This window comes from Streptomyces sp. MMCC 100 (assembly GCF_041538145.2).
GTDB lineage: Bacteria > Actinomycetota > Actinomycetes > Streptomycetales > Streptomycetaceae > Streptomyces.
Window position 1 is genome coordinate 2,892,050 of sequence record NZ_JBGORK020000001.1, and the last position, 26,517, is coordinate 2,918,566.

Genomic DNA, 26,517 nt, shown 5'->3' on the forward strand with positions numbered 1-26,517 from the left:
ACCCCCGTCCGGAACACGGATGAGGACAGCCGACTGCTCAACCGGGGTCCTGGGCAAGGCGCTTTACGGAGGCTTGACCAACGGGTCGGTTTCACCGCAGGTCGGCGGCGTATCCCGGTAGCACCCTGCGCATGGCGCGCAGCGCGTAGTACGCGCGGGACTTCACGGTACCGGGTGGGATGCCTAGGGCCGCCGCGGCTTCCGCCACACTCGCCCCCTGGAAATACACCAGCACCAGGACTTCACGGTGCTCCGGAGTGAGTGTCTTCACAGCCTCGCGCACATCGAGGGCCGCGGCGGCCCGTTCGGCGTGGTCCGCGCAGACCCGCGCGTTCTCCAGCACGGCGTCGCCGACCTCCGGGGGACGCGCCTGGCGGGCGCGGCGCGCGTCGATCGCGAGCCGCCGGGCCACGGTGAGCAGCCAGGGCCGTACAGAGTCGAAGTCGTCGGCGCGCAGGGCCTCGGGGTGCTGCCAGGCGCGGACCAGGGTCTCCTGCACGAGGTCCTCGGCGCGTTGCCGGTCGCCGTCGCTGAGCCGCAGCAGCAGCGCGAAGAGCGGCCGGCCGTGCTCGCGCTGCAGTGCGGCGAGCTCGTGCTCGGCGGTCGTCCCGTTCGCTGTGTCCGTGAGGGTGATTCCGGCCGTCATGGCCGTATGGCACCGCAGGGAACCGGGCGGGGACAGGGCGCACACACGGGCGTGCGGCGGACGGTCGATCGCGTCGACGAACGGTTCGACGAACGGTCGGCCCGCGGACCCGGCACCCCGTTCGCGCACGCCGGACGGGCTAATGGGCGTGTCGGAGCCGCCTGTGACGAGCCGTGACTCATTACCTGTTTATAAGTAAATGCGACTTTTCATCGGTGTGTGCGACCCAGCGGGGTGAACGGATGATCACACGCAGTCGTCAGGTGGCCCTTGCCCTGACCGCCCTCCTCACCGCCGGCGCGGCCTGCCAGGCCCGCGACCACGAACCGCCGAAACCGCCGGCGCCGGCCCCGCCCGCCGCCGTCGAGGGCGCCTTCACCCTGGTCGCCTCCGGTGACGTGCTCCCGCACGACTCGATCATCGAGCGGGCCCGCTTCGACGCCGGCGGCGCCGGTTACGACTTCCGCCCCATGCTCGCCGGCGCGCAGCCCGTCGTCTCGCGCGCCGACCTCGCCCTGTGCCACATGGAGACCGTCTACGGCGCGAACGGCGACTACAGCGGCTACCCCCTCTTCAAGTCCCCGCCCGAGGTGGCGAAGGCGCTGGCCGCCACCGGCTACGACGACTGCTCCACCGCCTCCAACCACAGCGTCGACGACGGCGCGGACGGCATCCGCCGCACCCTGGACGCGCTCGACCGTGCCGGTGTACGGCACGCCGGGACCGCGCGCACCGAGGCCGAGGCGGACACCGCGACGGTCCTGCGCGCGGGCCGGGCCCAGGTGGCCCACCTCGCCTACACCCTCCACACCAACGGCCACCCCCTTCCCCACGGGCAGCCCTGGGCGGTCGGGATGATCGACGAGGCGCGCATCGTCGAGGACGCGCGGGCCGCGCGGAAAGCCGGCGCCGACGTCGTCGTCGTGTCGCTGCACTGGGGCACCGAGTGGCAGGACGCCCCCGACCAGGACCAGTTGGCGCTTGCGCGGAGCCTGACCGCCGCACGCACCGGCGACCGCCCCGACATCGACCTGATCCTCGGCACCCACGCCCATGTCCCGCAGGCCTACGAGAAGGTCAACGGCACCTGGGTGGTCTACGGCATGGGGGACCAGATCGCGGGCGAGATGGTCAACGACGAGGGTGTCCGCGACGCGCGCGGCAACCAGTCGACCATCGGCCGCTTCACCTTCGCCCCGCCCGACCGGACCGGCGAACGCTGGAAGGTGACGAAGGCCGAGTTCGTCCCGCAGCTGTTCGACGTCGACGCCGGCCGGGTGGTGAACCTCAACCGCGCGCTGGAGAAGGGCGCCGAGCTGCAGGGCGTGCGCGACCGCATCCGCGACGTGGTGCTCAGCCGGGGCGCCGCCGGGGACGGGCTGGTGATGGGGAAGTAGCCGGTGACGGGCAAGTGGGGGAGCGGGTCAGCCGACGTCCACGGCTAGCGCCGTGCCAGCTCCGACTTCCGGTACGAGTACGCGAAGTAGATCACCAGTCCGACCACGAACCACACGGCGAACCGCACCCAGGTCTGCCACTGCAGGAACGTGATCAGCCAGATCGAGAAGACGATGCCCAGCGCCGGCACGAACGGCATCCACGGCGTACGGAAGGTGCGCGGCAGGTCCGGCTGCCGGTAGCGCAGCACGATCACCGCCGCGCACACCACCACGAAGGCCAGCAGAATGCCGATGTTGGTCAGCTCCGCCGCCTCGCCGATCGGCAGGAACCCGGCGATCACGGCCGACGCGACCCCGACGATCCAGGTGACCCGGGTCGGCACGTGCCGCGTCGGGTGCGTCTTCGCGAACCACTTGGGCAGCAGCCCGTCGCGCGACATGGAGAACCACACCCGGGTGACGCCCAGCATGAACGTGAACATCACCGTGAGGATGCCGATGATGGCGCCCACCGCGATGACGTCGGCCAGCGAGCTGAGCCCCACCGACTTGAACGCCGTCGAGAAGCCGCTCTCCGGGTCGATGCTCTTGTAGTTCTGCATGCCGGTCAGCACCAGACAGGCGGCCACGTACAGCACCATCGAGATGATCAGCGAGTAGATGATCGCCTTCGGCATGTGCCGCTGGGCGTCCTTCGACTCCTCGGCCGCCGTCGACATGGCGTCGTAGCCGAAGACCGCGAAGAACACCGTCGCCGCACCGGTGAACGCCCCGCCGACCCCTAACGGGAAGAACGGGTGGTAGTTCGAGGTGTTGATGTGGAAGACGCCGACCCCGATCACCAGAAGCACCACCAGCACCTTCAGCACGACCACGACCATCTCGAAGCGGGCCGCGTTCCTGATGCCCAGCGTCAGCAGGTACGCGATCAGCAGACACAGCGCGGCGGCGAACAGGTCTACCCGGTGGCCGTCCCCGGTGCCGGGCGCCCCCAGCATCCAGTTCGGCAGGTCGGCGCCCATCTCGCCGACCAGGAAGCTGAAGTAGCCCGAGATGCCGATCGCGACCACCGCCACGATCGCCGTGTACTCCAGAAGCAGGTCCCAGCCGATGAACCACCCCACCAGCTCGCCCAGGACCGCGTAGCCGTAGGTGTAGGCGGAGCCCGCCTTCGGGATCAGACCGGCGAACTCGGCGTACGAAAGGGCGGCCGCCGCACTCGCGACACCGGCGATGAGGAAGGAGACGAGGACCGCCGGACCCGCTGTGCCGTTGGCGACCGTGCCGGCCAGCGTGAAGATGCCGGCCCCGATGATGCCGCCGACGCCGATCGCGGTCAGCTGCCACAGCCCCAGCGAGCGCACCAGGCCGCCGCCGCTCTCCGTCTCCTCGATGTGTTCGATGGGTTTGCGGCGGAGAACACCCTCACCCATGCGGAACCGGGCCATGCGCCTCACCTCTTCGTGAACGGCAAACGGCTGACGGTGGATCATGATGACTCACACACGACCGCGACGGAAGTCACGACGCACAAAGCACCCAAGACGCACACACGCACCCGGGTACTACGGCACCACCGTCACCGGCCAGCGCCCCGACTTCACCAGCCGCACCGCCACCGAGCCGACGAACCGGTGACCTGCCTGCTCGGAGGCGCCCACCACCACCGCGTCCGCCTTCAGCTGGTCGGCCGTCTGCACCAGGCCGCTGAACGGGTCGCCGCGGAACGTGTGGAACTCCCAGCGGATGTCGAATATCCCCTTCACCCGCTCGGTCGCCTCCCGGATCTGGGCCACCAGCTCCTCGGCGATCTCGTCGGTCGTCTCCGCCACCGACGCCCCGAGCGCCGCACCCCCCGCCAGCACCGGCTGCACGTACACCACCGCGAGGAGGGCACCCTGCCGCCTGGCCAGCCCACCGGCGTAGGCCGCGGCCCGCAGCGAGGAGTCGGAGCCGTCCACACCGACGACGATGACCTTCGGTCCGTCCGTGCCGCGTTCGAACTGATGGGAGTGCTGTTCCGTCACGCGGCGAGGTTATCGGAGCCCGTCGTGATCTTGAGCCGGGCGGGTGGTTTTATGCCGCCGCACCGGTGTTGCTCAGGTGCGGCGCACCGTCGCCGGGCGACTGATGAGTCATGGAGAAGGATCAGTTGCTCACCCGCCGCACCCTGCTCACCGGCGTCGCGGCCCTGGGCGCCGCCGGCGCCGGCGGCGCACTCGCCATGGGCCTGGGAGACGGCTCGGCCCGGCCGCCCGCCCCCGTACCCGCGCCCGGACCCCCGCAGCGCAGCCCGCTCAAGCCCTCCGCCTACCGCCTCCAGCCCCTGACCGGATACGGGGCACCACGTGCCGCGCCCCGGCAGCCACCGGTGCGCAGTGAGCCGATCCTGCGCATGACGGGCCGGGGCCGCACCATGCTGCTCACCTTCGACGACGGCCCCCACCCCGAGTACACCCCCGAGATCCTGGACACCCTCGCGAAGCACGAGGTGCACGCCACGTTCTTCGTGTGCGGGGAGATGGCGGACTACAACCGGGACCTGCTCTCGCGGATGGCGGACGAGGGCCACGTGGTCGGCAACCACACCTGGTCCCACCCGCTGCTGACCAAACTCAGCCGGCGCCGCATCCGCTCCGAGATGGAGCGCACGAGCGAGGTCGTCGAGAAGGCCTACGGTGAGCCGCCCCGCTGGTTCCGGGCCCCGTACGGGGCCTGGAACCGCGCCACCTTCCAGCTCGGCGCGGAACTCGGCATGGAGCCGCTCGCCTGGACCGTGGACACCCTCGACTGGACGACCCCCGGCACCGGCAACATCGTCGACCGGGTCGAGGAGGGCGCGGCCCCCGGCGTCGTGGTGCTCTCGCACGACGCCGGGGGCAATCGCTCGCAGAGTGTCCGCGCCCTGCGGCGCTACCTGCCCGAACTGCTCGACTCCGGCTACCACCTCACCGTCCCCCGGCGGCGCCTGATCTGACCGCGGCCGCGCCCGCCGGGCCGGGGCACGCTCAGCGGACCTCGACCAGGCGGGCGAAAGCGACCACGTTCCCGTCGTAGCCGTTCTGCTTGGTGAATCCGCCGCCGCAGGTGATGACCCGCAATTCGGGGCTGCCCTTCGAGCCGTAGACCCGGTCGCCCGGGAAGTTGTTCTTCTCGAACACTTCGATGCCGTAGATCTCGAAGACCGCCGTCTTTCCGTCCTGGCGGTGCACTTCCACCTTGTTTCCCTTTTTCAGGGCGCCGAGCCCGTAGAAGACGGCGGGGCCCTGCTGGTTGTCGACGTGGCCGACGACGACCGCGGTGCCCTTTTCCCCCGGGGAGACCGCGCCGGTGAACCAGCCGGCCAGGTTCGGGTCCTCGGGCGGCGGTGCGTCGACCCAGCCGTCCGCGTCCAGGCCGACCCCCATGACCGGCGCGTCGACCTGGATGGCGGGGACGGACACCCGGTCGGGCACCGAGTAGGGCAGGGGCGTGACGCCGGGGGCGGCGGCGTCGCCGGCGGCCGCGCGGGTGTCCGGGGCGGCCGCGGCCGACGCCGGCTGCGGCGGGCCCACGTCGAACTCCCCGGAGCCGTTGCGGATGAGCGCGAGACCGGTCAGCAGAACAAGCGCTATCACGCCCCAGGGAGCGCGCTTCCTCCGCCGCTCCTCCTCTTCGGCCAACTCGGAGTCGTACATTCGCCTTCCCCTCTCGACCCGGCCGTCGCCGGATCATCCGCGCATACGAGCACGCTAAGCGGCGTGCGTGGGACCGGCGACGGGGCGGCGGCGAACGGGTGGTGCGCGCCTCCTTCCGTGCGCCATCCGGGAGATGGCAGGCGGAGATTTTCTGACGGTGCGTGACCTGCGGCGATATCCACTCGCGCGGTTTCGGCCCGCCACCCCTCTCACCAGGACGGACCATTCCCGAAATGCGGCCCCGCGCGGGGCAACTGAGGGTCTTTCTGGGAGGCGCTTTCTCGCCGATCGACCGGGGACGGGACCCGGGGCGTCTTCCGCGGAGGATCACATGCGCAACACTCGTGCCCTCGCGGCAGCCGGCGCCGCGGTCGCTGTCCTCGGTCTGGCCGCCCCCGCGGCCACCGCCGGAGGGGACCACAACCAGCCGAGCAACATCGTCGCCCTGCCCAGCGTCATCGCCCGCGGCGGCCAGATGACCGTCACGGTCGACGGCTGCCCCCAGGGCGGCACGATGACCTCGGACGCCTTCCGGACCACCCACCTGACCCCCGTCAGGGGGGCGAACGAGACGTCCAAGGGCACCGCCACCATCAAGCAGGACGCCAGGCCGGGCTCGTACGACATCACCGTCAACTGCTCGGGCCGGCGGCTGACCCGGCCGGCGGCCTTCACCGTCATCGGCGGTGTCCGCGGCGGCCTCGGCGGCAGCAGCTCCAGCGGGGCGACCTCGACCGACATCGCCATCGGCGGCGGGCTCGTCGCCGCGGCCGTCGCCGGCGGCGGACTGTTCTGGCTGCGCCGCCGGTCCGAGCGGCGCATCTGACCGCGCAGCCGGAACACGACCCGCACGGCTTCGCCCCGGAACCCTGTCGGATCCGGGGCGAACTCCTGCGCGCGGTGGGGGAGGGTCAGGCGCCGCCCTCGCCGGAACGGCGGCGCGAGAGGTGGTACGCCGTGCCCACCGCCCCCGCGATGAGCACCGCACCGAGCCCGATCTGCTTCACGTCGAACCCGGCGACGCTGCCGCCCTCCCCGGCGTGCACGCCCTTGGGGTGCCGGGGCTCGTCGGTCGGGTGGTGCGGGCCGCCGCCGGCGATGGTCAGGTCCACCGTGCCGGTCTTGTCCCGGCAGGCGAACGTCACCTGGTAGACCGCCCCGCGCCGGGCGTCCCGGTCGACCCGCGCCGTCGCGGACGACTCGTGCCGGGGGATGGTGACCGTGTCGAACACCGGCGAGGTGACCGTGACCCGCCCCCGGCAACCCGCCGCGGTACGGCCCACCCCCAGCGTGACCTCGCCGCCCGGCGCCACGGTGGCGGGGGAAACGGTGAAGCCGAACGTGTTCGAGCCCACGGCCCCGGCCGGCACGCAGGCGGAGAGGGCGGCGGCGCCCAGCAGGGCGACCGAGGCGACGGGTATCGCGCGCATGGTGAATCCTCCGGGTCCCCGAGGAGCAGCGGCGGACCTGTTCCGCTCGCGCCAGGAATGCACCTCGATGTCCGAAACGCTAGGAAGCCGTGCACGTCGCCGCGATCGCAGTCGCGCGAATGGGGCAAGAACGTGGGCCGCTCAGGGGACGGTGACGGCGTGTCGGCCGTCACCGTCCCCGGCGGCGTGTCAGTCCCCGGCCCCCGGGAAGAGGCTCAGGAACGGGTCGGTCGACGCCGAGACGCCCCTGCTGAAGGGCGCGTCGAAGTCCCAGATGAGGAAGAGCAGGAAGGCGATCAGCGCGGAGAACAGCCCCGCGAGGACCAGTTCGCGGGGCGTGCGCCGGATCTGCAGGGCGAAGACCATCCCGATGGTGATGACGGCCCCGGCGACGAGCCCGAACCACACCACCCCCGGCATGGTCGCCCCGGTCGACTGCGCCCGGGCGTTGCGGGCCTGGTCCGCGACGGCCACCTGGTCGACGAGGGGCTGGTACGCCTGGGCCTCCAAGTCCGACCTCGGCTCGTAGTCGGTGACGTCCGCGCGGACGCGGTCGAGCAGCTCGGTGCCGCGGTCGGTCACCTCGCCCTGGTCGGCCATGGTCTTCCACTCGGTGGTGACGACGTGTCCGACATAGGCGTTGACATCCGCCCGGATGCGGTCACGGACGTCGGGCGGATAGACCCGGGCCCGTTCCGAGATCTCGTGCAGCGCGACGGCCTCCGTCTGCACGTCGGCCTCGGCGGCGCTGCGTGCCTCCCAGACACCGGCGATGGCCAGGCCCAGGACGATGGCGTACACCACGCCGATCCACATCGTCATGTACTCGATGACGTCCGGGGTCTCGGTGATGTCCTCGTCGTCGGACGCCGTGCGGTGCCGTAGGAGGGTGACGACGACCACCACGACACAGGCGGCCAGCATCGCGAGGGTGAGAACAAGCCATTCCGGCAAGAGAGGCCTCCAGGAATCAGCGCGCACGGAGCGCGGCGACGGCGACCACCGCGGGCACCGTGATGAGCAGGACGAAGACGAGGGGCGACGCGGCCCCGCGCGAGGACCGCTGCGGCGGCCGGGCGGCGCGGTGGCGCGGGTAGCGCACGGGGCTGAGCGACGGCCGGGGCGTCGGCGTCGGCGTGACCGACGGAGCGGGCGCGGGCGCCTCGGGCCGCGCCGGTGGCGGCGTGGGACGGGGCGTCGGAGTCGGGGCGGGCCGGGACGGCGCCGGGCGCGGGGCCGGGGGCGGCGGCTCGGGCTTCGGCGCCGGTGGCGCGGGCGGGGGAGGCTTCGGCGAGGGCGGCGGCGGGGGAGTGGGCTTCGGCGGGGGAGGCGGGGGAGGCGGGGGCTCGGGCGTCGGGGTGGGCGTCGGTGTCGGTGTCGGAGTCGGCTCGGAACACGGCGGGAAGGTGGGCCAGGAAAGGCTCCCGGTGACCGCCACCGCGTCGGTGCCGTCCGGTCCGGTCGAGGCGTACGCACAGGCGTCGGCCTGCGCCGGGCCGACCGGTATGCCGACGAGGGTGAACGTCAGCGTCACCAGGGCCAACACCCGTCCGGCAACGGCGGATCGGGTCGGTTCGGGTCCATGCACGACGCAGATAATGAAGCCTGGCGCACCGGCCCACGCCCGAGTGCCCGGCGATTGCCCCGAAGGAGGGACACCCTCCCACCAGGGGTTTGACGGCGGCGGACCCGTCCCCGCCGGAGCCCGGAAGCCTGTACGAGGGGCCGCGCGCCGGTGGCGGCCGTAAAGAAAGCGCGCGTCCCGTTGAACACAACGGGCTTCCCCGTGCGTACCCAGTGTCGTGCCGGGGCCGGCAGGGCGCCCCAACACCTTCGTGACGATCGGGGATTGACGATGAAGACCTCCTGGCGGAGCGCCTCACTCGTGGCGAGCGCTGCGGCGGTGCTGGCGCTGACGACGGCGTGCGGTCAGGACGGCGGCGGCGCCACCGGCAGTCAGAACGTGGGCGCGACGGCCGCGCCCGGCGACGTCGGCGACATCGGCGCGGGCGCCGGCGACGGACTCGGTACCGGCGCCGACGGCGGACAGGCCTCGGCGAGCGCGCCGGAACCCGCGGGCAAGCTGTCCGTCTCCACCGACGCCGAGATCGGCGATCTGGTGACCGACGGGGCGGGCCGCACCCTCTACCGCTTCGACGCCGACACCGCCGAGCCGCCCAAGACCACCTGCGAGAACGACTGCGCCACCACGTGGCCGCCCGTCGGCGCGGACGACGCCCTCGCCGGCGAGGGCATCGACAAGGACCTGCTCGGCGAGGTCACCCGGCCCGACGGCACCAAGCAGCTGACGATCGGCGGCTGGCCCGCGTACCGCTACGCCAAGGACACCGCCGCCGGCGACGTCAAGGGCCAGGGCGTCGGCAAGAAGTGGTACGCGCTGGCCGCGGACGGCAAGAAGGCCCAGGCCGAGCCGGCCGCCGGGCTGTCCACCCGCAAAGACCCGAAACTCGGCGAGATCGTCGTCGACAAGAACGGCATGACCGTCTACCGCTTCATGAAGGACGAGGCCTGGCCGAAGCCGGTGTCCGCCTGCACCGGAGCGTGCCTGGAGAAGTGGCCGGTCGTGGCGCCCGTCGAGGCGAACGACACCAAGGGCGTGGAGAAGAAGGGGCTGATGAGCTTCACCCGGCCCGACGGCGCCGCCCAGCAGACGATCGACTGCTGGCCCATCTACACCTTCGCCGGCGACAAGAAGGCCGGCGACACCAACGGTCAGGGCGTCGGCGGCACCTGGTACGCCGTCAAGCCCGACGGAAAGCCGGTCGGCGCGCCGAAGAAGTAGCGACCTCCCGCCTGCCAACCTTCGGCGCACGACCAGCGGGCCGTCCCCTCCGTACCCAGACGGAGGGGACGGCCTGGTTCGTGCGCTTTGGCATGCCTTCGCCCACGGCACGTGCCCGGGGCAGTGACCGGGAACGGACGGTCAATTTCCGTTTGGACTCGCCCCTTTGGCAGGCGATCAGTAGCCTCAGCTCGAACACCGGATCGCCTATGCCTTGGAGAGCTAGATGGAGCGTCCCGCCTGGGCCCCTCGCAGCATCGACATCTCGGTGCCCAGCGTGTCCCGGATCTACGACTTCTACCTGGGTGGTTCGCACAACTTCGAGGTCGACCGGGAAGCGGCCCGCAGGGCCATGGAGTTCATGCCGGGACTCCCCAAGATCATGCAGGCCAACCGGGCGTTCATGCGCCGGGCCGTGCGCTTCGCGGCCGACGAGGGCATCGACCAGTTCCTGGACATCGGCTCCGGCATCCCCACCTTCGGCAACGTCCACGAGGTGGCCGGACGCAGCCGCCCCGGCGCCCGCGTGGTGTACGTGGACCACGACCCGGTGGCGGTCGCGCACAGCGAGGCGGTCCTGGCGGGCAACGACGACGCGGACGTCGTGGCCGGCGACCTCCTCAAGCCGGCCGAGATCCTGGCCGGCCCCCAGGTGGAGCGGCTGATCGACCTGAATCGACCGGTCGCCCTGCTGCTGGTTGCCATACTGCACTTCGTGGAAGACGAGGACGACCCGTACGCGGCGGTGGCCGAGCTGAGCGACGCGCTCGCCCCCGGCAGCCTGCTCGTCCTCACGCACGCCTCGTACGAGAACATCCCGCTGCCCGCCGAGCGGGCCGGGGGCGCGGTGGACGTGTACAAAGACATTCGCAATCCGCTGATCATGCGTTCGCGCGAGGAAATCGCGCGGTTCTTCAAGGGGTACGACATGGTGGAACCCGGACTGGTTCCGATGCCGCGCTGGAGGCCGGAGGGGGAGCCCGAGGAAGAGGACCCGTACGCGTTCTCCGGGTTCGCCGGCGTGGGGCGTACGGCGTGAGCGCGGAGCCGGACGGGCCGGAGGACAGACTGCGCCGGTTCGCGACGATCTGGAGCCGGGCGGTGTTCCCGGTGACCTCGACCTCGTCCACACGGCCGGAGTTCGAGGCGCAACTGCTGCCGCTGGCCCGTCGGCTGAGCGAGGTGCTGCGCGCGCGGAGCTTCGACGCGGCCGAGGCCCGGGCGGTCGGCGCCGCGCTCGTCGACTCGCACTGCACCGACCCCGAGGCGCTCTCACGGACGCTGGACTGCGTCGACGCCTACCTGGTGCTCTACTGCGGCGAGGAAGGCGACCCGGAGGACCTGCGCGCCCGTTCGGCACGGCTCCAGCACGCGATGGCGGCCGGGTTCGCCGGGGCGCTGCGCACCCGGACCCTCGCCGAGCAGGAGGCCATCGCGCAGGCCGCCCTGAGGGCGCAGGGCGTGGTGGCCGAGGCCCTGCACGCCAGCGAGGCCCGCTTCCGCGCGGTCTTCGAGGGCGCCGCCATAGGCATCGGCATCGCCGACCTGGACGGCAACGTCCTCCAGGTCAATGACGCGTTGATGCGCATGTTCGGCATGGCCGACCCCATGCTGGGCGGCCGCAGGGCGACGGAGTGGACGCATCCCGACGACGCGCCGCAGACCTGGCGGCTCTACGAGGAGCTGGTGCGCGGCGAGCGCGAGCACTACCACGTGGAGAAGGCCTTCTACCGGCCCGACGGCACGGTCCTGTGGACCAACCTCACGGTCTCCCTGCTGCGCGACGCCGACGGCATCCCGCAGTACCAGCTCGCGCTGATGGAGGACACCACCGAGCGGCGGCTGCTCAACCTCCGGCTGCGCTACGAGGCCACGCACGACGCGCTCACCGGCCTGCCCAACCGCAGCTTCTTCTTCGAACGCCTGGAGAAGGCCCTGAACGCGGGCCCGGGCCAGCGCTTCGGCCTGTGCTACCTCGACCTCGACGGCTTCAAGACAGTCAACGACAGCCTCGGCCACGCCGCCGGCGACCGGCTGCTCGTGGAGGTCGCCGACCGCCTCCAGGCCTGCGCCACCGCGCCCGGCGAGATGGTGGCCCGGCTGGGCGGCGACGAGTTCGTGGCGCTGACCACGGGCCCGGACACCCGGCACGAGGTCGACGAGCTGGCCGGGCGCATCATGAACGCGCTGCTCGCCCCGATCAGCGTCGACGGCCGCGAACTGACCGTGCGCGGCAGCATCGGCATCGTCGAGGGCCCGGCCGGCGAGCGCAGCCCGGCGGAGGTGCTGCGCAGCGCCGACATCACCATGTACCGGGCCAAGTCGGCGGGCGGCAACCGTTTCGAGCTGGCCGACCCGGAGGCCGACGCCCGCGTCATCACCCGGCACGGGCTGACCACGGCGCTCCCCGCGGCCCTGGAGCGGGGCGAGTTCTTCATCGAGTACCAGCCGCTGGTCCACCTCGGCGACGGCAGTGTGCGCGGCGCCGAGGCGCTGGTGCGCTGGCTGCACCCGCAGCACGGGGTGCTCGGCCCGGACCGCTTCATCCCGCTCGCGGAACACACCGGGCTGATCGTGCCGCTGGGCCGCTGGGTGCTGGAGCAGTCGGTGCGCCAGGCCCGCGTCTGGCGGGAGCGGTACGGCGAGACGACCGCCGCCGGGCCGCTGCGCATCAACGTCAACCTCTCGCCCTGCCAGCTCACCCACCCCGGTCTGGTCCAGGACACCGTCGAGATCCTGGAGCGGACCGGCGTCGCGCCCGACGCGCTGTGCCTGGAGGTGACCGAGTCGGCGCTGATCGGCGCGGACGACGGCCTGCTGAAACCGCTGCGCCGGCTGGCCGAGATGGGCGTGGACATCGCCCTGGACGACTTCGGCACCGGCTACTCCAACCTGGCCAACCTGCGCCGGCTGCCGGTGAGCGTCCTGAAGCTGGACCGCTCGTTCACGCAGAGCATGCAGCAGTTCCCGGCGGACCCCGTCGACCTGAAGATCGTCGAGGGGATCGTCGCCCTCGCCCACAGCCTGGACCTCGCGGTCACCGTGGAGGGCGTGGAGACCGGCGCCCAGGCCGAGCAGCTGCGCATACTGGGCTGCGACACGGCCCAGGGCTGGTACTACGCCCGTCCGGGCCCGCCGGAGCGGCTGCACGAGCTGGCACTGGTGGACGCCACGGGCTGAGCGCGGCCGCCGGTCCGCTCGGGCCCTGTCACGCGCGGTTCGGCTCGGGCTCCGTCACGCGCGGTTCGGCTCGGGCTCCGTCACGCGCGGTTCGGCTCGGGCTCCGTCACGCGCGGTTCGGCTCAGGCCCCGTCACGCGCGGCCTCGGCGGCCTCCGTCGCCGCGCGGACGAGGGCCGCGGTGGCCGTCGAGCGCGACTGCTGGGGCCAGGCGAGGGCGAGGACGACCGGAGGGGCGTCCAGGACCGGACGGTAGGCGACGCCCGGGCGCGGATAGCGTGCGGTGACCGACGCGGGCAGCAGGGTGACGACCTTCCCGAGGGAGACGGCCGTGAGCACCTGGGCCAGGTCGCCGTGGCCGCGCCGGGCTTCGTCGATGTGCCGCTCCACGCTGCCGACGTCCAGGCCGAGGTCGGCCAGCTCCAGCCGGTCGCGGGCGGCGAGCGGATGGTCCGCGGCGAGGACGGCGACGCGTGGTTCGGCGGCCAGCGTCTCCGTGTCGAGGCCGGTCCCGTCGAACGGCGCGTGGACCAGGGCGACGTCCGCCTCGCCGGCCCGCAGCAGCCGCGGCTGCTCCTGCCACCCGCACAGCCGGACGGCGACCGGCACGGACCCGGGTTCGCGGGCGTAGCGCGCCAGGATCGGCTCCAGCAGCCCCGCGTCCCCGTCGGCCTTCATGGCCAGCACCAGCTTCGGCTCCTCGGCCGCCCGCCTGGCCCGCCGTCCGGCGGCCTCCAGGGCGTCCAGCGCGACGCGGGCCTCGGCGAGCAGTACGTCCCCGGCCGGGGTCCGGGTGACACTGTGGGTGGTGCGCTCGAACAGGGTGACGCCCAGCTCGTCCTCCAGCCGGCGGATCGCCCTGGACAGGGGCGGCGGGGAGATGCCCAGTCGCTCGGCGGCGCGCGCGAAGTTGAGCTCTTCGGCGACTGCCACGAAGTAGCGCAGGGACCGCGATTCCATGCTCCGCCTCCCCTCCGGTGCAGGCCGGTATTGCCCTCAGGGTAACAAGCGGGATCCGATCGATCCTTCAGTTCCGCCGGACCGGCGAACAGGATGAAAGAGCGCCGGGAAGCGAACGGAACGGGCTTCCCCCCGGCGCGGTCCCTCTCTCCTCTCCTTCCCTGAACCGGAGTTGTGCTCGTGATCGTCATCACCACCCCGACCGGCGGAATCGGCCGGCAGGTCCTCGACAACGTCCTGGACGGCCTCGACGCCCAGGGCGGCGGGACCTCCCTGCGAGTGATCGCCCGCGATCCCGGCCGCCTCACCGCCCGGGCCCGGGAGCGGGCCGGAGTGTTCCAGGGCTCGCACGCCGACCCCGAGGTCCTGGGCGCGGCCTGCGCGGGTGCCGACCAGGTGTTCTGGCTGGTGCCGCCCGCGCCCGGCGCCGACAGCGTCGAGGGCCACTTCCGCGACTTCACGCAGCCGCTGTGCGAGGTGATCGCGCGGCAGGGCGTCGCACGGGTCGTCGCCGTCTCCAGCCTGGGACGCGGCGTGGCGAAGGACGCCGGGCCGATCTCCGCCTCGCTCGCCATGGACGAGCGGATCGCGGCCACCGGCGTGCGCTACCGGGCGCTGTGCCCGCCCTTCCTGATGGAGAACCTGCTCGGGCAGGCGGCCGGCCTGCGCGACACGGGCGAGTTCCGCATGGCGTACGCCGCGGACCGGGTCCTGCGGACCTGTGCCACCGCCGACATCGCCGCCACGGCCGCCCGCCTGCTGCTCGACGACTCCTGGACCGGCCGCGCCGACGTCCCCATGGTCGGCCCGGACGAGCTGACCCCCGCGGGCATGGCGGAGGTCCTGTCCGAGGTACTGGGCCGTCCGGTACGGGTACGGGAGACCACCCCGGAGGCGTACCGGGCGTCCGCCCTGCGCTTCGGGGCGAGCGAGGCGGGCGCCCAGGGGCTGGCGGACATGGCCTCGGCGATGGACGAGCAGGGCTTCTACGGCGTGGCCGAGCCCAGCACCCCGGACACCGCGCCCACGAGCTTCCGCCGCTGGTGCGAGGAGGTCCTCAGGCCGGCCGTGCTCGCCTGAACCGCACCGTCACCGCGCCGGCGGCATCCGCCGTCACCGCTCCAGCAGCATCCGCTGCAGTTCCCGTGCCGCCCTCGGCGGTGCCGCGTCGCTGCGGTGGGCCAGGGCGATGGTCCGGTACAGGCCGGGCCGGGCCAGCGGGGTCACCCGCAGCCCGCGCCCGGAACGGGCGGCCACCATCCGCGGGACGACCGCCATGCCGAGCCCGGCCCGCACGAAGCCCAGCACGGCGTCCATCTCCCCGCCCTCCACGGCGAAGTCCGGCTCGAACCCGGCCGAGCGGCACGCGGCCACGGTCAGCTCCCGCAGGTCGTAGCCGTGCCGGAACATCACCAGACGCTCGCCCTCCAGGTCGGTGATGCGCACGGCACGGCGCCCGCCGCCCGGCCGGGGCGACTCCGGGGACGACACCACCACGAGGTCCTCCCGCAGCAGCTCCACCGTGGTCAGCGCCGGAGACGCGGTGGGCAGCGGCAGCACGACCAGCGCGAGGTCGAGCGCGCCGCGCGCCAGCTCGCGCACCAGGTCGTGCGAGCCGCCCTCCTCGATCAGCAGCTGGATGCCGGGATAGCGGTCGTGGAAGGCGCGCAGCACGTCGGGCAGCAGGCCGGTGCACAGGCTCGGGGTGGCGCCCAGCCTGACCCGGCCGCGGCGCAGCTGAGCCAGCTCCAGCACCTCGTGCCGCGCGGTGTCCGCGTCCGCCAGGATGCGCCGGGCCAGCGGCAGCAGCGCCTCCCCGGCGTCGGTGAGCGTGATGTTCCCGCGCGCCCGCAGGAACAGATCGGCGCCCAGCTCCCGCTCCAGCGCCTTGATCTGCTGCGACAGCGACGGCTGCGCCACGTGCACCACTTCGGCGGCCCGGGTGAAGTGCCGGGTCTCGGCGACCGCCACGAAGTACTGGAGCTGTTGCAACTGCATACCGCAAGCATACGTTGTTGATAGACAAGGCCTATGGAAACCAGGCGTTCCATGTCTTGGACCGATGAGGCCCCGTACCCGTAACGTCCTGTGACATGGCTCTGGCAACGCGGACGGACCGACGGCCGTCCATGGCGCGCACCGTGTGGGACTCGACCGTCGGCAAGAAGACAGTGATGGCGGTCAGTGGTCTCGTCATGCTGCTCTACCTGGTCGCCCACATGATCGGGAACCTGAAGATCTACTTCGGGGTCGAGGAGTTCAACCACTACGCCCACTGGCTGCGCACGGTCGGCGAGCCGTTCATGCACTACGAGTGGACGCTCTGGCTGATCCGCGTCGTGCTGGTCGTCGCCGTCGTCGCCCACGCCGTCTCCGCGTACCAGCTCAGCCGCCGCGACATCAAGGCGCGGCCCAGCAAGTACGTGCACAAGAAGGCCCGTGCCGGCTACGCGACGCGCACCATGCGCTGGGGCGGGATCATCCTCGGCCTGTTCATCGTCTGGCACATCCTCGACCTGACCACCGGCACCGTGCACTCCGGCGGCTTCGAGACCGGCAAGCCCTACCAGAACGTCGTGGACACCTTCTCCACCTGGTACGGCAACGTCATCTACATCGTCGCGATGCTCGCCCTCGGCCTGCACATCCAGCACGGCTTCTGGAGCGCCGCCCAGACCCTCGGCGCCGGCAGCCGGACCCGCGACCGCGCCCTGAAGACGACCGCGAACGTCCTCGCGCTGCTGCTCACGATCGGCTTCATCGCCGTCCCCGTGGGCGTCATGACCGGAGTGGTGAGCTGACATGACAACCTACGCCGACTACACGACCGGTGCGCCGGTCGCCGACACCAAGGCCCCCGCCGGGCCCGTCAACGAGCGCTGGGACACGCGCCGTTTCGAGGCGAAGCTGGTCAACCCCGCCAACCGGCGCGGGAAGACCGTCATCGTCGTCGGCACCGGCCTCGCGGGCGGCTCCGCCGGCGCGACCCTCGCCGAACAGGGCTACCACGTCGTCCAGTTCTGCTACCAGGACTCCCCGCGCCGCGCCCACTCCATCGCCGCGCAGGGCGGCATCAACGCCGCGAAGAACTACCGCAACGACGGCGACTCGATCCACCGCCTGTTCTACGACACCGTCAAGGGCGGCGACTTCCGCTCCCGGGAGTCCAACGTGCACCGGCTCGCGCAGATCTCCGTCGAGATCATCGACCAGTGCGTGGCCCAGGGCGTGCCCTTCGCCCGCGAGTACGGCGGACTGCTCGACACCCGCTCCTTCGGCGGCGTCCAGGTCTCCCGCACCTTCTACGCCCGCGGCCAGACGGGGCAGCAGCTGCTGCTCGGCGCCTACCAGGCCCTCAGCAGGCAGATCGCGGCCGGCAACATCGAGATGCACGCGCGCACCGAGATGCTCGACCTGATCGTCGTGGACGGCCGGGCCCGCGGCATCGTCGCCCGGGACCTGATCACCGGGAAGATCGACACCTACTTCGCGGACGCCGTGGTCCTGGCCAGCGGCGGTTACGGCAACGTCTTCTACCTGTCGACCAACGCCATGAACTCCAACGCGACCGCGATCTGGCGGGCGCACCGGCGCGGCGCCCACTTCGCCAACCCCTGCTTCACGCAGATCCACCCCACCTGCATCCCGCGCACCGGCGACCACCAGTCCAAGCTGACGCTGATGAGCGAGTCGCTGCGCAACGACGGCCGGATCTGGGTGCCGAAGGCCAAGGGCGACGACCGGCCCGCGAACGAGATCCCCGAGGACGAGCGCGACTACTACCTGGAGCGCATCTACCCGTCCTTCGGCAACCTCGTCCCCCGCGACATCGCCTCCCGCGCCGCGAAGAACGTCTGCGACGAGGGCAGGGGAGTGGGTCCCGGCGGCCAGGGCGTCTACCTGGACTTCGCCGACGCCATCGAGCGCATGGGCCGGGGGGCCGTCGAGGCCAAGTACGGCAACCTCTTCGACATGTACCAGCGGATCACCGACGAGGACCCGTACAAGGTGCCGATGCGGATCTACCCCGCCGTGCACTACACGATGGGCGGCCTCTGGGTCGACTACGACCTCCAGACCAGCGTCCCGGGCCTGTTCGCGATCGGCGAGGCCAACTTCTCCGACCACGGCGCCAACCGGCTCGGTGCCTCCGCGCTGATGCAGGGCCTGGCCGACGGCTACTTCGTCCTGCCGGCCACCATCAACGACTACCTCGCCCGCAACCCGCTGGGGGACGAGGTCGACGACGCGCATCCGGCGGTGCAAAAGGTGCTGGCCGAGACCGAGGACCGGCTGAACCTGCTGCTGTCCGTCGACGGCGACCGCACCCCGGACTCCTTCCACCGCGAACTCGGCGAGCTGATGTGGGAGTTCTGCGGCATGGCCCGCACCGACTCCGGACTGCGCAAGGCGCTGGAGCGCATCCCGCAGATCCGCGAGGAGTTCTGGCGGCGGATCAAGGTCCCGGGCACCGGCGAGGAGTTCAACCAGTCACTGGAGAAGGCCAACCGCATCGTCGACTACCTGGAGCTCGCCGAACTGATGTGCCTCGACGCGCTGCACCGGGCCGAGTCATGCGGCGGCCACTTCCGCGAGGAGTCCCAGACCCCGGACGGCGAGGCGGCCCGCAGGGACGACGAGTTCGGCTACGCCGCCGCCTGGGAGTTCACCGGCACCGGCGAGGCCCCCACCCTGCACAAGGAAGACCTGGTCTTCGAGTACGTCCACCCCACCCAGCGGAGCTACGCATGAAGCTCACCCTGCGCGTCTGGCGGCAGAAGAACGCCGACGCCGACGGCGCCATGTCCACGTACGAGGTGGACGGAATCTCCAGCGACATGTCCTTCCTGGAGATGCTCGACACCCTCAACGAGGAGCTCATCCTCAAGGGCGAGGACCCGGTCGCCTTCGACCACGACTGCCGCGAGGGCATCTGCGGCGCCTGCTCGCTGGTCATCAACGGCGACGCCCACGGCCCCGAGCGCACCACCACCTGCCAGCTGCACATGCGGTCCTTCAAGGACGGCGACACCATCGACATCGAGCCGTGGCGGGCGTCCGCCTTCCCGGTCGTCAAGGACCTGGTCGTCGACCGCTCGGCCTTCGACCGGATCATCCAGGCGGGCGGCTACATCACGGCGCCCACCGGTGCCGCGCCGGAGGCGCACGCCACGCCGGTGCCCAAGCCGGACGCCGACCTCGCCTTCGAGCACGCGGAGTGCATCGGCTGCGGCGCGTGCGTGGCGGCCTGCCCGAACGGGGCGGCGATGCTGTTCACCTCCGCGAAGGTGAACCACCTGAACGTCCTGCCGCAGGGCGCGCCCGAGCGCGAGACGCGAGTGCTCGACATGGTGGCGCAGATGGACGACGAGGGCTTCGGCGGCTGCACGCTCACCGGCGAGTGCGCGACGGCCTGCCCCAAGGGCATCCCGCTGGTGTCCATCACCAGCATGAACAAGGAATGGCTGCGGGCCACGCGCAAGGTGGCGAAGAAGTAGCCCCACCGACGTTCGCCGACAGGTGCGGACGGACGGGGCCGGGAGAGGTGCTCCTCCCGGCCCCGTTTCGCTTGTGCGCGCCCGGCGTCCGGGAAGGACGGCCGGGCTCCCGGCATTCAGGAAGCGCACATCCGCGCTCCCGGCAGTCGTCATGCGCAGTACAGCCGACGTCGGAAGAACTGGGGCGGAGCCGTCCCCACGACCACCGTTCTCACGACCAGGAGAGCACCCATGACCGGCGTACTGACCGCTGACCGCCCCCCGAAGCCCGCCGCTCCCCGCCGCTACACCGTCGCCCTCGCCCGCGACGAGGACGACGTGCGGGCCGCGCAGCGGCTGCGGCACGACGTCTTCGCCGGGGAGATGGGCGCGCTGCTGGCGAGCCCGCAACCCGGGTACGACGTCGACCCCTTCGACGCGTACTGCGACCACCTGCTCGTGCGCGAGGAGACCACCGGGCAGGTCGTCGGGACCTACCGGCTGCTGCCGCCGGAGCGCGCGGCGGTCGCCGGACGGCTGTACGCGGAGGGGGAGTTCGACCTCGCGGCGCTGGACGAGATCCGTCCCTCGCTGGTCGAGGTCGGCCGTTCCTGCGTGCACCCCGACCACCGCGACGGTGCCGTCATCGGGCTCGTCTGGGCGGGCATAGCCCGCTACATGACCGACCGGCGCCACGAGTGGCTGGCCGGCTGCTGCTCGCTCCCCCTCGCCGACGGCGGGGCCCTCGCCGCCGGTGCCTGGGACCGGGTGCGGGCCAAGCACCTGGCGCCCGAGGAGTACCGGGTACGGCCGCTGCTCCCGTGGATCCCGCGCGCCGCGCCGCCCGCCGCCCGCACCGAGCTGCCGGCCCTGCTGCGCGGCTACCTCCGGCTCGGCGCCTGGGTCTGCGGGGAACCCGCGCACGACGCGGACTTCGGCGTCGCGGACCTGTACGTGCTGCTGCCGATGAGCCGGGTCGACCCGCGCTATCTGCGGCACTTCCTCTCGCTGGTCCCGGCCTGATGAGCGGTTGGCTGCCCGCCGCGCCCTGCACCCCCGGGGCGTGCGTGGAACCGGCCCGTACCGCGGCGGCCGTGCCGCGCGCCGTGCTGCGGCTCACCGCGGTCGCCGTGCTGCTCCTCGCCGGGATCGCCGTCGTGCTGGCGCCGTCCGGCCTGCGGGGGAGGCTGCCCGCGGCCCTGGTGCGGAGCTGGTGCCGGTGGGTCGTGCGGGCCGCGGGGGTACGGGTCCGCGTCACGGGCGCCGCCGTCCCCGAGGGCGGGCTGCTCCTGGTCGCCAACCATGTCTCCTGGCTCGACATCCCCCTGCTCGCCGCCGTACGCCCCGCCAGGATGCTGGCCAAGAGCGAGATCCGGCACTGGCCGGTGGCGGGCGGGCCGGCCGCCCGCGCCGGGGTGCTGTTCATCGAGCGGGACCGGCTGCGGGCCCTGCCGGACACGGTCGACGCGATCGCCCGGGTCCTGGGCGCGGGCGCCGCGGTGGCCGCCTTCCCCGAGGGCAGCACCTGGTGCGGACGCGCGCGAGGGCCCTTCAGCCGGGCGGTGTTCCAGGCCGCCCTGGACGCCGGGGTGCCGGTCCAGCCGGTCCGGATCCGCTACCGGTCCGGGGAGCGGGCGGTGAGCACGACACCCGCGTTCGTCGGCGTGGACACACTGCTCGCCTCCCTCTGGCGGGTGGCGTCGTCGCGGGGACTGACCGCCGAGGTGGAAGTGCGTCCGGCCGTACCGCCCGGCCGTCACCGTGACCGCCGTCGCCTCGCCGAGGCCGCTCAGCAGGCGGTCCACGGCCGGGCCGGCGGTCACGGGCACCACCACACCATCGATCACGCTCACGGTCACCGGGGGAAAGCACCTTCGAAAAGTATGTGTGCTTTGTGAAGTTTGTGCCGTTTCCTCACCGCTGGATGCGGACAATCGGAAAGCAGGCACCCGAAAGGAGGGTGATGGCAGATGATCACCCGTGAAGAGATCGCCAACGTCCTGGACCAACCGGTCTACGACGGGGACGGCAACAAGATCGGCGACGCGAAGCATGTCTTCTTCGACGACATGACCGGGCGCCCCGAGTGGGTGAGCGTCAAGACGGGCATGTTCGGCTCCGCCGAGTCCTTCGTGCCCATCCGCGACGCCGCGCTGGTACAGGACCACCTCGAGGTTCCCTACGGCAAGGACCAGGTCAAGGGCGCGCCCTCTGTCGACGTCGACGCGGGCGGCCATCTGTCGGAGACCGAGGAGCACCGGCTCTACGACTACTACGGCATCAACTGGGACAGCGTGCTGTCCGAGGCCGAGCGCACCGACGACGGCCGCTGGGCCGCGGGACCGGGCACGGCGGGAGCCGCCGGGGCCGCCGGAGCGGCGGGCGCCGCGGGCGCGGCCGGTACGGCGGGCGGTATGACCGGCCGCCAGGACGCCATGCGGCGCGAGGGCATGCGCGACGACGATGCCATGACCCGCTCCGAGGAGCAGATGCACGTCGGCGTCGAACGGCACGAGTCGGGCCGGGCCAGGCTCCACAAGTACGTGGTCACGGAAGAGGTCCAGCAGACCGTTCCGGTGAGCCACGAGGAAGTGCGCGTGGTGCGCGAGCCCATCACGGAAGCCAACCGTGACGAGGCCCTGGCCGGACCGGAGATCAGCGAGGCCGAGCACGAGGTCACGCTGCACGCGGAACGCCCCGTCGTGGAGACGGAGACGGTGCCGGTGGAGCGCGTCCGGATGACCACGGAGGAGCACACCGAGAACGAGACGGTGCGCGGCCAGGTCCGCAAGGAGCGCATCGAGGCCGAGACCGAGTCCTTCACCGAGGACGAGACCCGGCGGGGTGACAAGCGCCGGGGCCGCGAGTGACCGTCCCCCCGACGTCAGTGCGGGACCGTGCGCCGGTGAACCGACTTCACCGGCGCTTCCCGCCGTCCAGGGCCCGGGCCAGATAGGGCGCCGTGGCGCTCCCCCCGGCCCGCGCCACCTCGACGGGCCGCCCCGCGGCGACGATCCGGCCCCCGGCGTCTCCGCCGCCCGGCCCCAGGTCGATCACGTGGTCGGCGCCCGCGACCACGCTCATGTCGTGCTCGACCACGACCACCGTGTGCCCGGCGTCGACGAGACCGTGCAACTGGCGCATCAGCACCTCGACATCGGCCGGGTGCAGACCGGTCGTCGGCTCGTCGAGGAGATACAGGGTGTGCCCGCGGCGCCCCCGCTGCAGCTCGCTCGCCAGCTTGATGCGCTGCGCCTCTCCGCCGGACAGCTCCGTCGCCGGCTGGCCGAGCCGCAGATAGCCGAGACCGACGTCCAGCAGCGCGGCCAGACTGCGGGCCACCGCCGGTGTGTCCGCGAAGAACTCCGCCGCGCCCTCCACCGTCAGGTCCAGCACCTCGGCGATGTTCCGTCCCCGGTACGTCACTTCGAGCGTCTCGGGGTTGTAGCGCGCCCCGCCGCAGTCGGGGCACGGCGCGTACGTGCTCGGCAGGAACAGCAGCTCGACGCTGACGAAACCCTCGCCCTGACACGTCTCGCAGCGCCCTCCCGCCACGTTGAAGGAGAACCGGCCCACGCCGTAACCCCGTTCCCGCGCCTGGTCGGTGGCGGCGAAGACCTTGCGCACGACGTCGAACAGGCCCGTGTACGTGGCCAGGTTGGAGCGCGGGGTGCGGCCGATCGGCCGCTGGTCGACGGAGACCATCCGGTCCACCCCCGCCAGTTCCTCGGTGAGCTCACCGACCAGCGTCGACTTCCCGGAGCCCGACACGCCCGTCACCGCGGTGAGCACCCCGAGCGGGAACCGCGCGGTCACCCCGCGGAGGTTGTGCCGGGTCACCGGACCGACCGTCACCGTGCCCCGCGGGGTGCGTACCTCGCGGACGGGCGCGGCAGAGCGGCCGAAGAGGTGACGGGCGGTGGCGGACTCCGCGACCTCGGCCAGCCCGTCGACCGGACCGCTGTACAGCACGCGCCCGCCGTGCTCGCCGGCCAGCGGACCGACGTCCACGATCCAGTCGGCGCCGCGCATCACGCCCAGGTGGTGCTCCACCACGAACACCGAGTTGCCGGCCGCCTTCAGCCGCTCCAGCACCGTCAGGAGCGCCTCGGTGTCCGCCGGGTGCAGACCCGCCGAGGGCTCGTCGAGGACGTACACGACACCGAACAGCCCGGACCGCAGCTGGGTCGCCAGCCGCAGCCGCTGCAGTTCGCCCGCCGACAGGGTGGGGGTGGGCCGGTCGAGGCTCAGATAGCCGAGCCCCAGCTCGACGACGGGCGCGATGCGGGAGGTGAGGTCCTCGGTCAGCACCCTGGCCGTCTCGCCCTCGGTCGGGAGCAGCCCGGCCAGCTCGGTGAGCGGCAGTGCGGCCAGCTCGGCGACGCTGCGGCCGCCGACGGTCACCGCCAGGGCCTCGGCCCGCAGTCTGCCGCCGCCGCACACCGGGCAGGGCGCGCTGGTCAGGAAGCGCTCCGCCTTCGCCCGCAGCGTGGCGCTCTTCGAGTCGGCGAACGTCTTCATCACGTAGCGCCGGGCGCTCATGTACGTGCCCTGATACGGCCGCTGGATGCGGCCCGCGTCCCGCACCGGATGCACCGTGACCACCGGCTGGTCGTCGGTGAACAGGATCCACTCCCGCGCTTCGGCGGGCAGCTCGCGCCAGGGCCGGTCCACGTCGTACCCGAGCGCGTCCAGGACGTCGCGCAGGTTCTTGCCCTGCCAGGCGCCCGGCCACGCGGCGATCGCGCCGTCCCGGATCGACAGCGAGGGGTCCGGGACCAGCAGCTCCTCGGTGGTGCGGTGCACCCGGCCGAGCCCGTGGCACCGGGGGCAGGCCCCGGCCGCCGTGTTCGGTGAGAAGGCGTCGGAGTCCAGCCGCTCGGCGCCCGGCGGGTAGTCGCCCGCGCGGGAGAAGAGCATCCGCAGGGAGTTGGAGAGGTTGGTGACCGTCCCCACCGAGGAGCGGGACGTCGGGGCCGCCCGCCGCTGCTGCAACGACACGGCGGGCGGCAGCCCGGTGATCTCGCCCACCTTCGGCGCGCCCACCTGGTGGATGAGCCGGCGGGCGTACGGCGCGACCGACTCGAAGTAACGCCGCTGCGCCTCCGCGTAGACCGTCCCGAAGGCCAGCGACGACTTCCCCGATCCCGAGACGCCGGTGAACACCGCCACCACGTCCCGGGGGACGTCCACGTCGACGCCCTTGAGGTTGTGCTCGCGGGCGTCGCGCACGCGGACGTACGGGTCGTGGGGGCTGTGCATCGCGGGGAACTCCGTACGGTGGGGGGACAAACTCCGCGATTCTACGCCGGGGTGCCGAGCGGCCCGGTGCCGGTGACACGGGCGAGCCGCCGGTAGGAGTCGAGCAGCGCCTCGCGGTCGTACGTGCTGGTGGTGACCAGGACCTCCTGCGCGCCCGTCTCCTTCAGGAGCGTCTCCAGCTCGTCGGCGACCTGCTCCTCCGTGCCGGCGACGTGGCCCGCGAGACCCGCGTCGTACAGGTCGCGCTCCTTGCCGGTCATCGTCCGGGCCTCGACCTCCTCGGCCGGGGGCAGCGGCGGGAAGGAGCCGCGCGTGCGGGCGTGGGCCATGGACCATGCCTCCGGGACCAGGAGCCGCCGGGCCGCCTCGGGCGTCGCGGCCACCGCCACGGTGCCGGAGACGACGACGTACGGCTCCGCGCTCCACTCGGAGGGACGGAACCCGGCGTGGTAGCGGTCGATGCCGCGGCGCATCCGGTCCCGGTCGCGCAGGTCCCCGATGACCATCGGCAGCCCCGCACGCGCGGCGACGGCCGCGCCCTCGCCCATCGCCAGCACGAACGGCGGCACGGTCAGCCCCTCCGCGGGGCGCGCGTGCACGCCCGTGGGCGAGGTGCCGCGGAACCAGCCGAGCAACTCGGCCAGCTGCGCGTCGAAGCCCTCCGCGTCGTCCTTCTCCCGGCCCAGCGCCCGGCGGACGCCGTCGGTGAAGCCCACCGAGCGGCCGAGCCCCATGTCGATCCGGCCCGGGAAGAGCGACTCCAGCACGCCGAACTGCTCGGCGACGACCAGCGGCCGGTGGTTGGGCAGCATCACGCCCCCGGTGCCGACACGGATGCGGTGCGTGGCCCCCGCCACGGCGGCGGCGAGGACGGTCGGCGCCGACCCGGCAACGCCGGGCACGCCGTGGTGCTCCGCCACCCAGAACCGGTGGTAGCCCAGCCGCTCCGCCTCCCGTGCCAGCTCCACGGTGTCGCGCAGCGCCTCCCCGGCGGTATGGCCCGCCCGGATGCGGGAGCGGTCGAGGACGGAGAAGCGGGTGGTGGCGAGGCTGGAGGTCACATGGTGTTCAACGCCCGCACGCCGCACAGATTCCCGGTACCCGCTCCCCGCGCGGACTGCGGCACCCTTTCCCGGCGGCGCGCTCTAGGGTGGGCGGGTGAGCGACAGCAGCAAGCCCCCGGTGGCCGTGTTCGACCTGGACAACACCCTTGCCGACACCGCGCACCGGCAGCGGTTCCTGGAGCGCAGGCCGCGCGACTGGGACGCCTTCTTCGCCGCCGCGCCGCACGATCCGCCGCTCGCGCAGGGCGTCGCGCTGGTGCGCGAGAGCGCGAAGGAGTGCGAGATCGTCTACCTGACCGGACGGCCCGAGCGCTGCCGGCGCGACACGCTCGTCTGGCTGGCCGCGCACGGCCTGCCGGAGGGCCCCGTGCACATGCGCGGCAACGCCGACCGCAGGCCCGCCCGGCGCACCAAGCTGGAGATCCTGCGGCACCTGGCACGGACCCGTGAGGTGCGGGTTCTGGTGGACGACGACGAGCTGGTCTGCGACGACGCCGAGCGGGCCGGTTTCACCGTGCTCCGGGCGCGCTGGGCGGCCCGGTCGGCCGAACTGCGCGTGGCGCAGGAGCGCGAGGGGCGCACCTGACGGACGTCATCGTCCAGGTGGGCTCCGGGCGCC

General features: G+C 72.5%; 25 protein-coding genes. 14 read left to right on the forward strand and 11 right to left on the reverse strand.

Annotation, left to right across the window (positions count from 1 at the left end; all coding sequences use genetic code 11):
• Positions 1-91: 91 nt before the first annotated feature.
• Positions 92-646, reverse strand: coding sequence for a sigma-70 family RNA polymerase sigma factor (locus ABS735_RS13280; RefSeq protein WP_003977918.1), 555 nt, complete (start codon positions 644-646; stop codon positions 92-94).
• Positions 647-888: 242 nt separating this feature from the next.
• Between ABS735_RS13280 and ABS735_RS13285 the strand changes: the two genes are divergently transcribed.
• Positions 889-2,043 (forward strand): CapA family protein, encoded by a 1,155-nt coding sequence (locus ABS735_RS13285; protein WP_373905858.1) that lies wholly within the window; start codon positions 889-891, stop codon positions 2,041-2,043.
• A gap of 44 nt (positions 2,044-2,087) precedes the next feature.
• On the opposite strand, the gene ABS735_RS13290 is transcribed toward ABS735_RS13285, so the two are convergent.
• Both ABS735_RS13290 and ABS735_RS13295 read right to left on the reverse strand, forming a co-directional pair.
• Positions 2,088-3,494 (reverse strand): amino acid permease, encoded by a 1,407-nt coding sequence (locus ABS735_RS13290; RefSeq protein ID WP_373905857.1) that lies wholly within the window; start codon positions 3,492-3,494, stop codon positions 2,088-2,090.
• Between the two features lie 117 nt (positions 3,495-3,611).
• Positions 3,612-4,073 carry a universal stress protein gene (locus ABS735_RS13295; RefSeq protein ID WP_373905856.1) on the reverse strand — a complete coding sequence of 154 codons (462 nt, stop codon included), beginning with the start codon at positions 4,071-4,073 and terminating at the stop codon, positions 3,612-3,614.
• Between the two features lie 110 nt (positions 4,074-4,183).
• On the opposite strand from ABS735_RS13295, the gene ABS735_RS13300 reads away from it, so the two are divergent.
• Positions 4,184-5,023 carry a polysaccharide deacetylase family protein gene (locus ABS735_RS13300; RefSeq protein WP_373905855.1) on the forward strand — a complete coding sequence of 280 codons (840 nt, stop codon included), beginning with the start codon at positions 4,184-4,186 and terminating at the stop codon, positions 5,021-5,023.
• A gap of 31 nt (positions 5,024-5,054) precedes the next feature.
• On the opposite strand, the gene ABS735_RS13305 is transcribed toward ABS735_RS13300, so the two are convergent.
• Complete coding sequence (locus tag ABS735_RS13305) at positions 5,055-5,723, reverse strand: class F sortase (RefSeq protein WP_373905854.1); 669 nt, start codon at positions 5,721-5,723, stop codon at positions 5,055-5,057.
• 331 nt (positions 5,724-6,054) lie between these two features.
• Between ABS735_RS13305 and ABS735_RS13310 the strand changes: the two genes are divergently transcribed.
• A complete protein-coding gene (locus tag ABS735_RS13310) occupies positions 6,055-6,549 on the forward strand; it encodes a hypothetical protein (RefSeq protein ID WP_373905853.1) in 495 nt (164 codons plus the stop codon).
• Positions 6,550-6,634: 85 nt separating this feature from the next.
• On the opposite strand, the gene ABS735_RS13315 is transcribed toward ABS735_RS13310, so the two are convergent.
• The 3 genes from ABS735_RS13315 to ABS735_RS13325 form a co-directional block, all read right to left on the reverse strand.
• The gene (locus ABS735_RS13315; RefSeq protein WP_373905852.1) at positions 6,635-7,153 is read right to left on the reverse strand and encodes a hypothetical protein; all 519 of its coding nucleotides are present in this window, start codon (positions 7,151-7,153) and stop codon (positions 6,635-6,637) included.
• Between the two features lie 189 nt (positions 7,154-7,342).
• Positions 7,343-8,107 (reverse strand): bestrophin-like domain, encoded by a 765-nt coding sequence (locus ABS735_RS13320; protein WP_373905851.1) that lies wholly within the window; start codon positions 8,105-8,107, stop codon positions 7,343-7,345.
• 16 nt (positions 8,108-8,123) lie between these two features.
• Positions 8,124-8,255, reverse strand: coding sequence for a hypothetical protein (locus tag ABS735_RS13325; protein WP_373905850.1), 132 nt, complete (start codon positions 8,253-8,255; stop codon positions 8,124-8,126).
• Positions 8,256-9,008: 753 nt separating this feature from the next.
• On the opposite strand from ABS735_RS13325, the gene ABS735_RS13330 reads away from it, so the two are divergent.
• From ABS735_RS13330 to rmdA, 3 genes are all read left to right on the forward strand, one after another.
• Positions 9,009-9,956: an SCO0930 family lipoprotein gene (locus ABS735_RS13330; RefSeq protein WP_373906212.1), complete on the forward strand. Its 948-nt coding sequence runs from the start codon at positions 9,009-9,011 to the stop codon at positions 9,954-9,956.
• 226 nt (positions 9,957-10,182) lie between these two features.
• Positions 10,183-10,995, forward strand: a complete 813-nt coding sequence (locus tag ABS735_RS13335) for an SAM-dependent methyltransferase (RefSeq protein WP_373905849.1) — start codon at positions 10,183-10,185, stop codon at positions 10,993-10,995.
• A complete protein-coding gene (gene rmdA, locus ABS735_RS13340) occupies positions 10,992-13,136 on the forward strand; it encodes a cyclic Di-GMP phosphodiesterase RmdA (protein ID WP_373905848.1) in 2,145 nt (714 codons plus the stop codon). The genes ABS735_RS13335 and rmdA overlap by 4 nt, the downstream gene beginning before the upstream one ends.
• Positions 13,137-13,258: 122 nt before the next feature.
• On the opposite strand, the gene ABS735_RS13345 is transcribed toward rmdA, so the two are convergent.
• Positions 13,259-14,095: a LysR family transcriptional regulator gene (locus tag ABS735_RS13345; protein ID WP_373905847.1), complete on the reverse strand. Its 837-nt coding sequence runs from the start codon at positions 14,093-14,095 to the stop codon at positions 13,259-13,261.
• Positions 14,096-14,275: 180 nt separating this feature from the next.
• Here ABS735_RS13345 and ABS735_RS13350 point away from each other — a divergent pair, with 180 nt between their 5' ends.
• Complete coding sequence (locus ABS735_RS13350) at positions 14,276-15,175, forward strand: NAD(P)H-binding protein (RefSeq protein WP_373905846.1); 900 nt, start codon at positions 14,276-14,278, stop codon at positions 15,173-15,175.
• A gap of 33 nt (positions 15,176-15,208) precedes the next feature.
• Here ABS735_RS13350 and ABS735_RS13355 read toward each other — a convergent pair whose 3' ends face one another.
• Complete coding sequence (locus tag ABS735_RS13355) at positions 15,209-16,093, reverse strand: LysR family transcriptional regulator (RefSeq protein ID WP_373905845.1); 885 nt, start codon at positions 16,091-16,093, stop codon at positions 15,209-15,211.
• Between the two features lie 131 nt (positions 16,094-16,224).
• Here ABS735_RS13355 and ABS735_RS13360 point away from each other — a divergent pair, with 131 nt between their 5' ends.
• From ABS735_RS13360 to ABS735_RS13385, 6 genes are all read left to right on the forward strand, one after another.
• A complete protein-coding gene (locus ABS735_RS13360; RefSeq protein ID WP_373906211.1) occupies positions 16,225-16,896 on the forward strand; it encodes a succinate dehydrogenase in 672 nt (223 codons plus the stop codon).
• Position 16,897: 1 nt separating this feature from the next.
• Complete coding sequence (locus ABS735_RS13365) at positions 16,898-18,847, forward strand: fumarate reductase/succinate dehydrogenase flavoprotein subunit (protein ID WP_373905844.1); 1,950 nt, start codon at positions 16,898-16,900, stop codon at positions 18,845-18,847.
• Positions 18,844-19,593: a succinate dehydrogenase/fumarate reductase iron-sulfur subunit gene (locus ABS735_RS13370; RefSeq protein WP_373905843.1), complete on the forward strand. Its 750-nt coding sequence runs from the start codon at positions 18,844-18,846 to the stop codon at positions 19,591-19,593. Before ABS735_RS13365 ends, ABS735_RS13370 begins: the two co-directional genes overlap by 4 nt.
• Before the next feature lie 231 nt (positions 19,594-19,824).
• Positions 19,825-20,595, forward strand: coding sequence for a GNAT family N-acetyltransferase (locus ABS735_RS13375; RefSeq protein WP_373905842.1), 771 nt, complete (start codon positions 19,825-19,827; stop codon positions 20,593-20,595).
• A complete protein-coding gene (locus ABS735_RS13380; RefSeq protein WP_373905841.1) occupies positions 20,595-21,470 on the forward strand; it encodes a lysophospholipid acyltransferase family protein in 876 nt (291 codons plus the stop codon). Before ABS735_RS13375 ends, ABS735_RS13380 begins: the two co-directional genes overlap by 1 nt.
• Positions 21,471-21,542: 72 nt before the next feature.
• Positions 21,543-22,442: a DUF2382 domain-containing protein gene (locus ABS735_RS13385; protein WP_373905840.1), complete on the forward strand. Its 900-nt coding sequence runs from the start codon at positions 21,543-21,545 to the stop codon at positions 22,440-22,442.
• Between the two features lie 46 nt (positions 22,443-22,488).
• Here the strand turns inward: ABS735_RS13385 and ABS735_RS13390 are convergent, their stop codons facing one another.
• Both ABS735_RS13390 and ABS735_RS13395 read right to left on the reverse strand, forming a co-directional pair.
• The gene (locus ABS735_RS13390; RefSeq protein WP_373905839.1) at positions 22,489-24,834 is read right to left on the reverse strand and encodes an ATP-binding cassette domain-containing protein; all 2,346 of its coding nucleotides are present in this window, start codon (positions 24,832-24,834) and stop codon (positions 22,489-22,491) included.
• A 41-nt stretch (positions 24,835-24,875) separates the two neighbouring features.
• On the reverse strand, positions 24,876-25,895 hold the full coding sequence (locus ABS735_RS13395) for an LLM class flavin-dependent oxidoreductase (protein ID WP_373905838.1): 1,020 nt from the start codon (positions 25,893-25,895) through the stop codon (positions 24,876-24,878).
• A gap of 97 nt (positions 25,896-25,992) precedes the next feature.
• Between ABS735_RS13395 and ABS735_RS13400 the strand changes: the two genes are divergently transcribed.
• Positions 25,993-26,484: a phosphatase domain-containing protein gene (locus tag ABS735_RS13400; protein ID WP_373905837.1), complete on the forward strand. Its 492-nt coding sequence runs from the start codon at positions 25,993-25,995 to the stop codon at positions 26,482-26,484.
• The last annotated feature ends 33 nt before the right edge of the window (positions 26,485-26,517 follow it).

Coding starts and splice junctions, on each gene's coding strand:
- ABS735_RS13305 (WP_373905854.1), bottom strand. CDS start 5,723: ATGTACGACTCCGAGTTGGCCGAAGAGGAGGAGCGGCGGAGGAAGCGC.
- ABS735_RS13370 (WP_373905843.1), top strand. CDS start 18,844: ATGAAGCTCACCCTGCGCGTCTGGCGGCAGAAGAACGCCGACGCCGAC.
- ABS735_RS13330 (WP_373906212.1), top strand. CDS start 9,009: ATGAAGACCTCCTGGCGGAGCGCCTCACTCGTGGCGAGCGCTGCGGCG.
- ABS735_RS13380 (WP_373905841.1), top strand. CDS start 20,595: ATGAGCGGTTGGCTGCCCGCCGCGCCCTGCACCCCCGGGGCGTGCGTG.
- ABS735_RS13310 (WP_373905853.1), top strand. CDS start 6,055: ATGCGCAACACTCGTGCCCTCGCGGCAGCCGGCGCCGCGGTCGCTGTC.
- ABS735_RS13375 (WP_373905842.1), top strand. CDS start 19,825: ATGACCGGCGTACTGACCGCTGACCGCCCCCCGAAGCCCGCCGCTCCC.
- ABS735_RS13365 (WP_373905844.1), top strand. CDS start 16,898: ATGACAACCTACGCCGACTACACGACCGGTGCGCCGGTCGCCGACACC.
- ABS735_RS13345 (WP_373905847.1), bottom strand. CDS start 14,095: ATGGAATCGCGGTCCCTGCGCTACTTCGTGGCAGTCGCCGAAGAGCTC.
- ABS735_RS13385 (WP_373905840.1), top strand. CDS start 21,543: ATGATCACCCGTGAAGAGATCGCCAACGTCCTGGACCAACCGGTCTAC.
- ABS735_RS13390 (WP_373905839.1), bottom strand. CDS start 24,834: ATGCACAGCCCCCACGACCCGTACGTCCGCGTGCGCGACGCCCGCGAG.
- ABS735_RS13285 (WP_373905858.1), top strand. CDS start 889: ATGATCACACGCAGTCGTCAGGTGGCCCTTGCCCTGACCGCCCTCCTC.
- ABS735_RS13290 (WP_373905857.1), bottom strand. CDS start 3,494: ATGGCCCGGTTCCGCATGGGTGAGGGTGTTCTCCGCCGCAAACCCATC.
- ABS735_RS13315 (WP_373905852.1), bottom strand. CDS start 7,153: ATGCGCGCGATACCCGTCGCCTCGGTCGCCCTGCTGGGCGCCGCCGCC.
- ABS735_RS13355 (WP_373905845.1), bottom strand. CDS start 16,093: ATGCAGTTGCAACAGCTCCAGTACTTCGTGGCGGTCGCCGAGACCCGG.
- ABS735_RS13335 (WP_373905849.1), top strand. CDS start 10,183: ATGGAGCGTCCCGCCTGGGCCCCTCGCAGCATCGACATCTCGGTGCCC.
- ABS735_RS13300 (WP_373905855.1), top strand. CDS start 4,184: ATGGAGAAGGATCAGTTGCTCACCCGCCGCACCCTGCTCACCGGCGTC.
- ABS735_RS13360 (WP_373906211.1), top strand. CDS start 16,225: ATGGCGCGCACCGTGTGGGACTCGACCGTCGGCAAGAAGACAGTGATG.
- ABS735_RS13280 (WP_003977918.1), bottom strand. CDS start 646: ATGACGGCCGGAATCACCCTCACGGACACAGCGAACGGGACGACCGCC.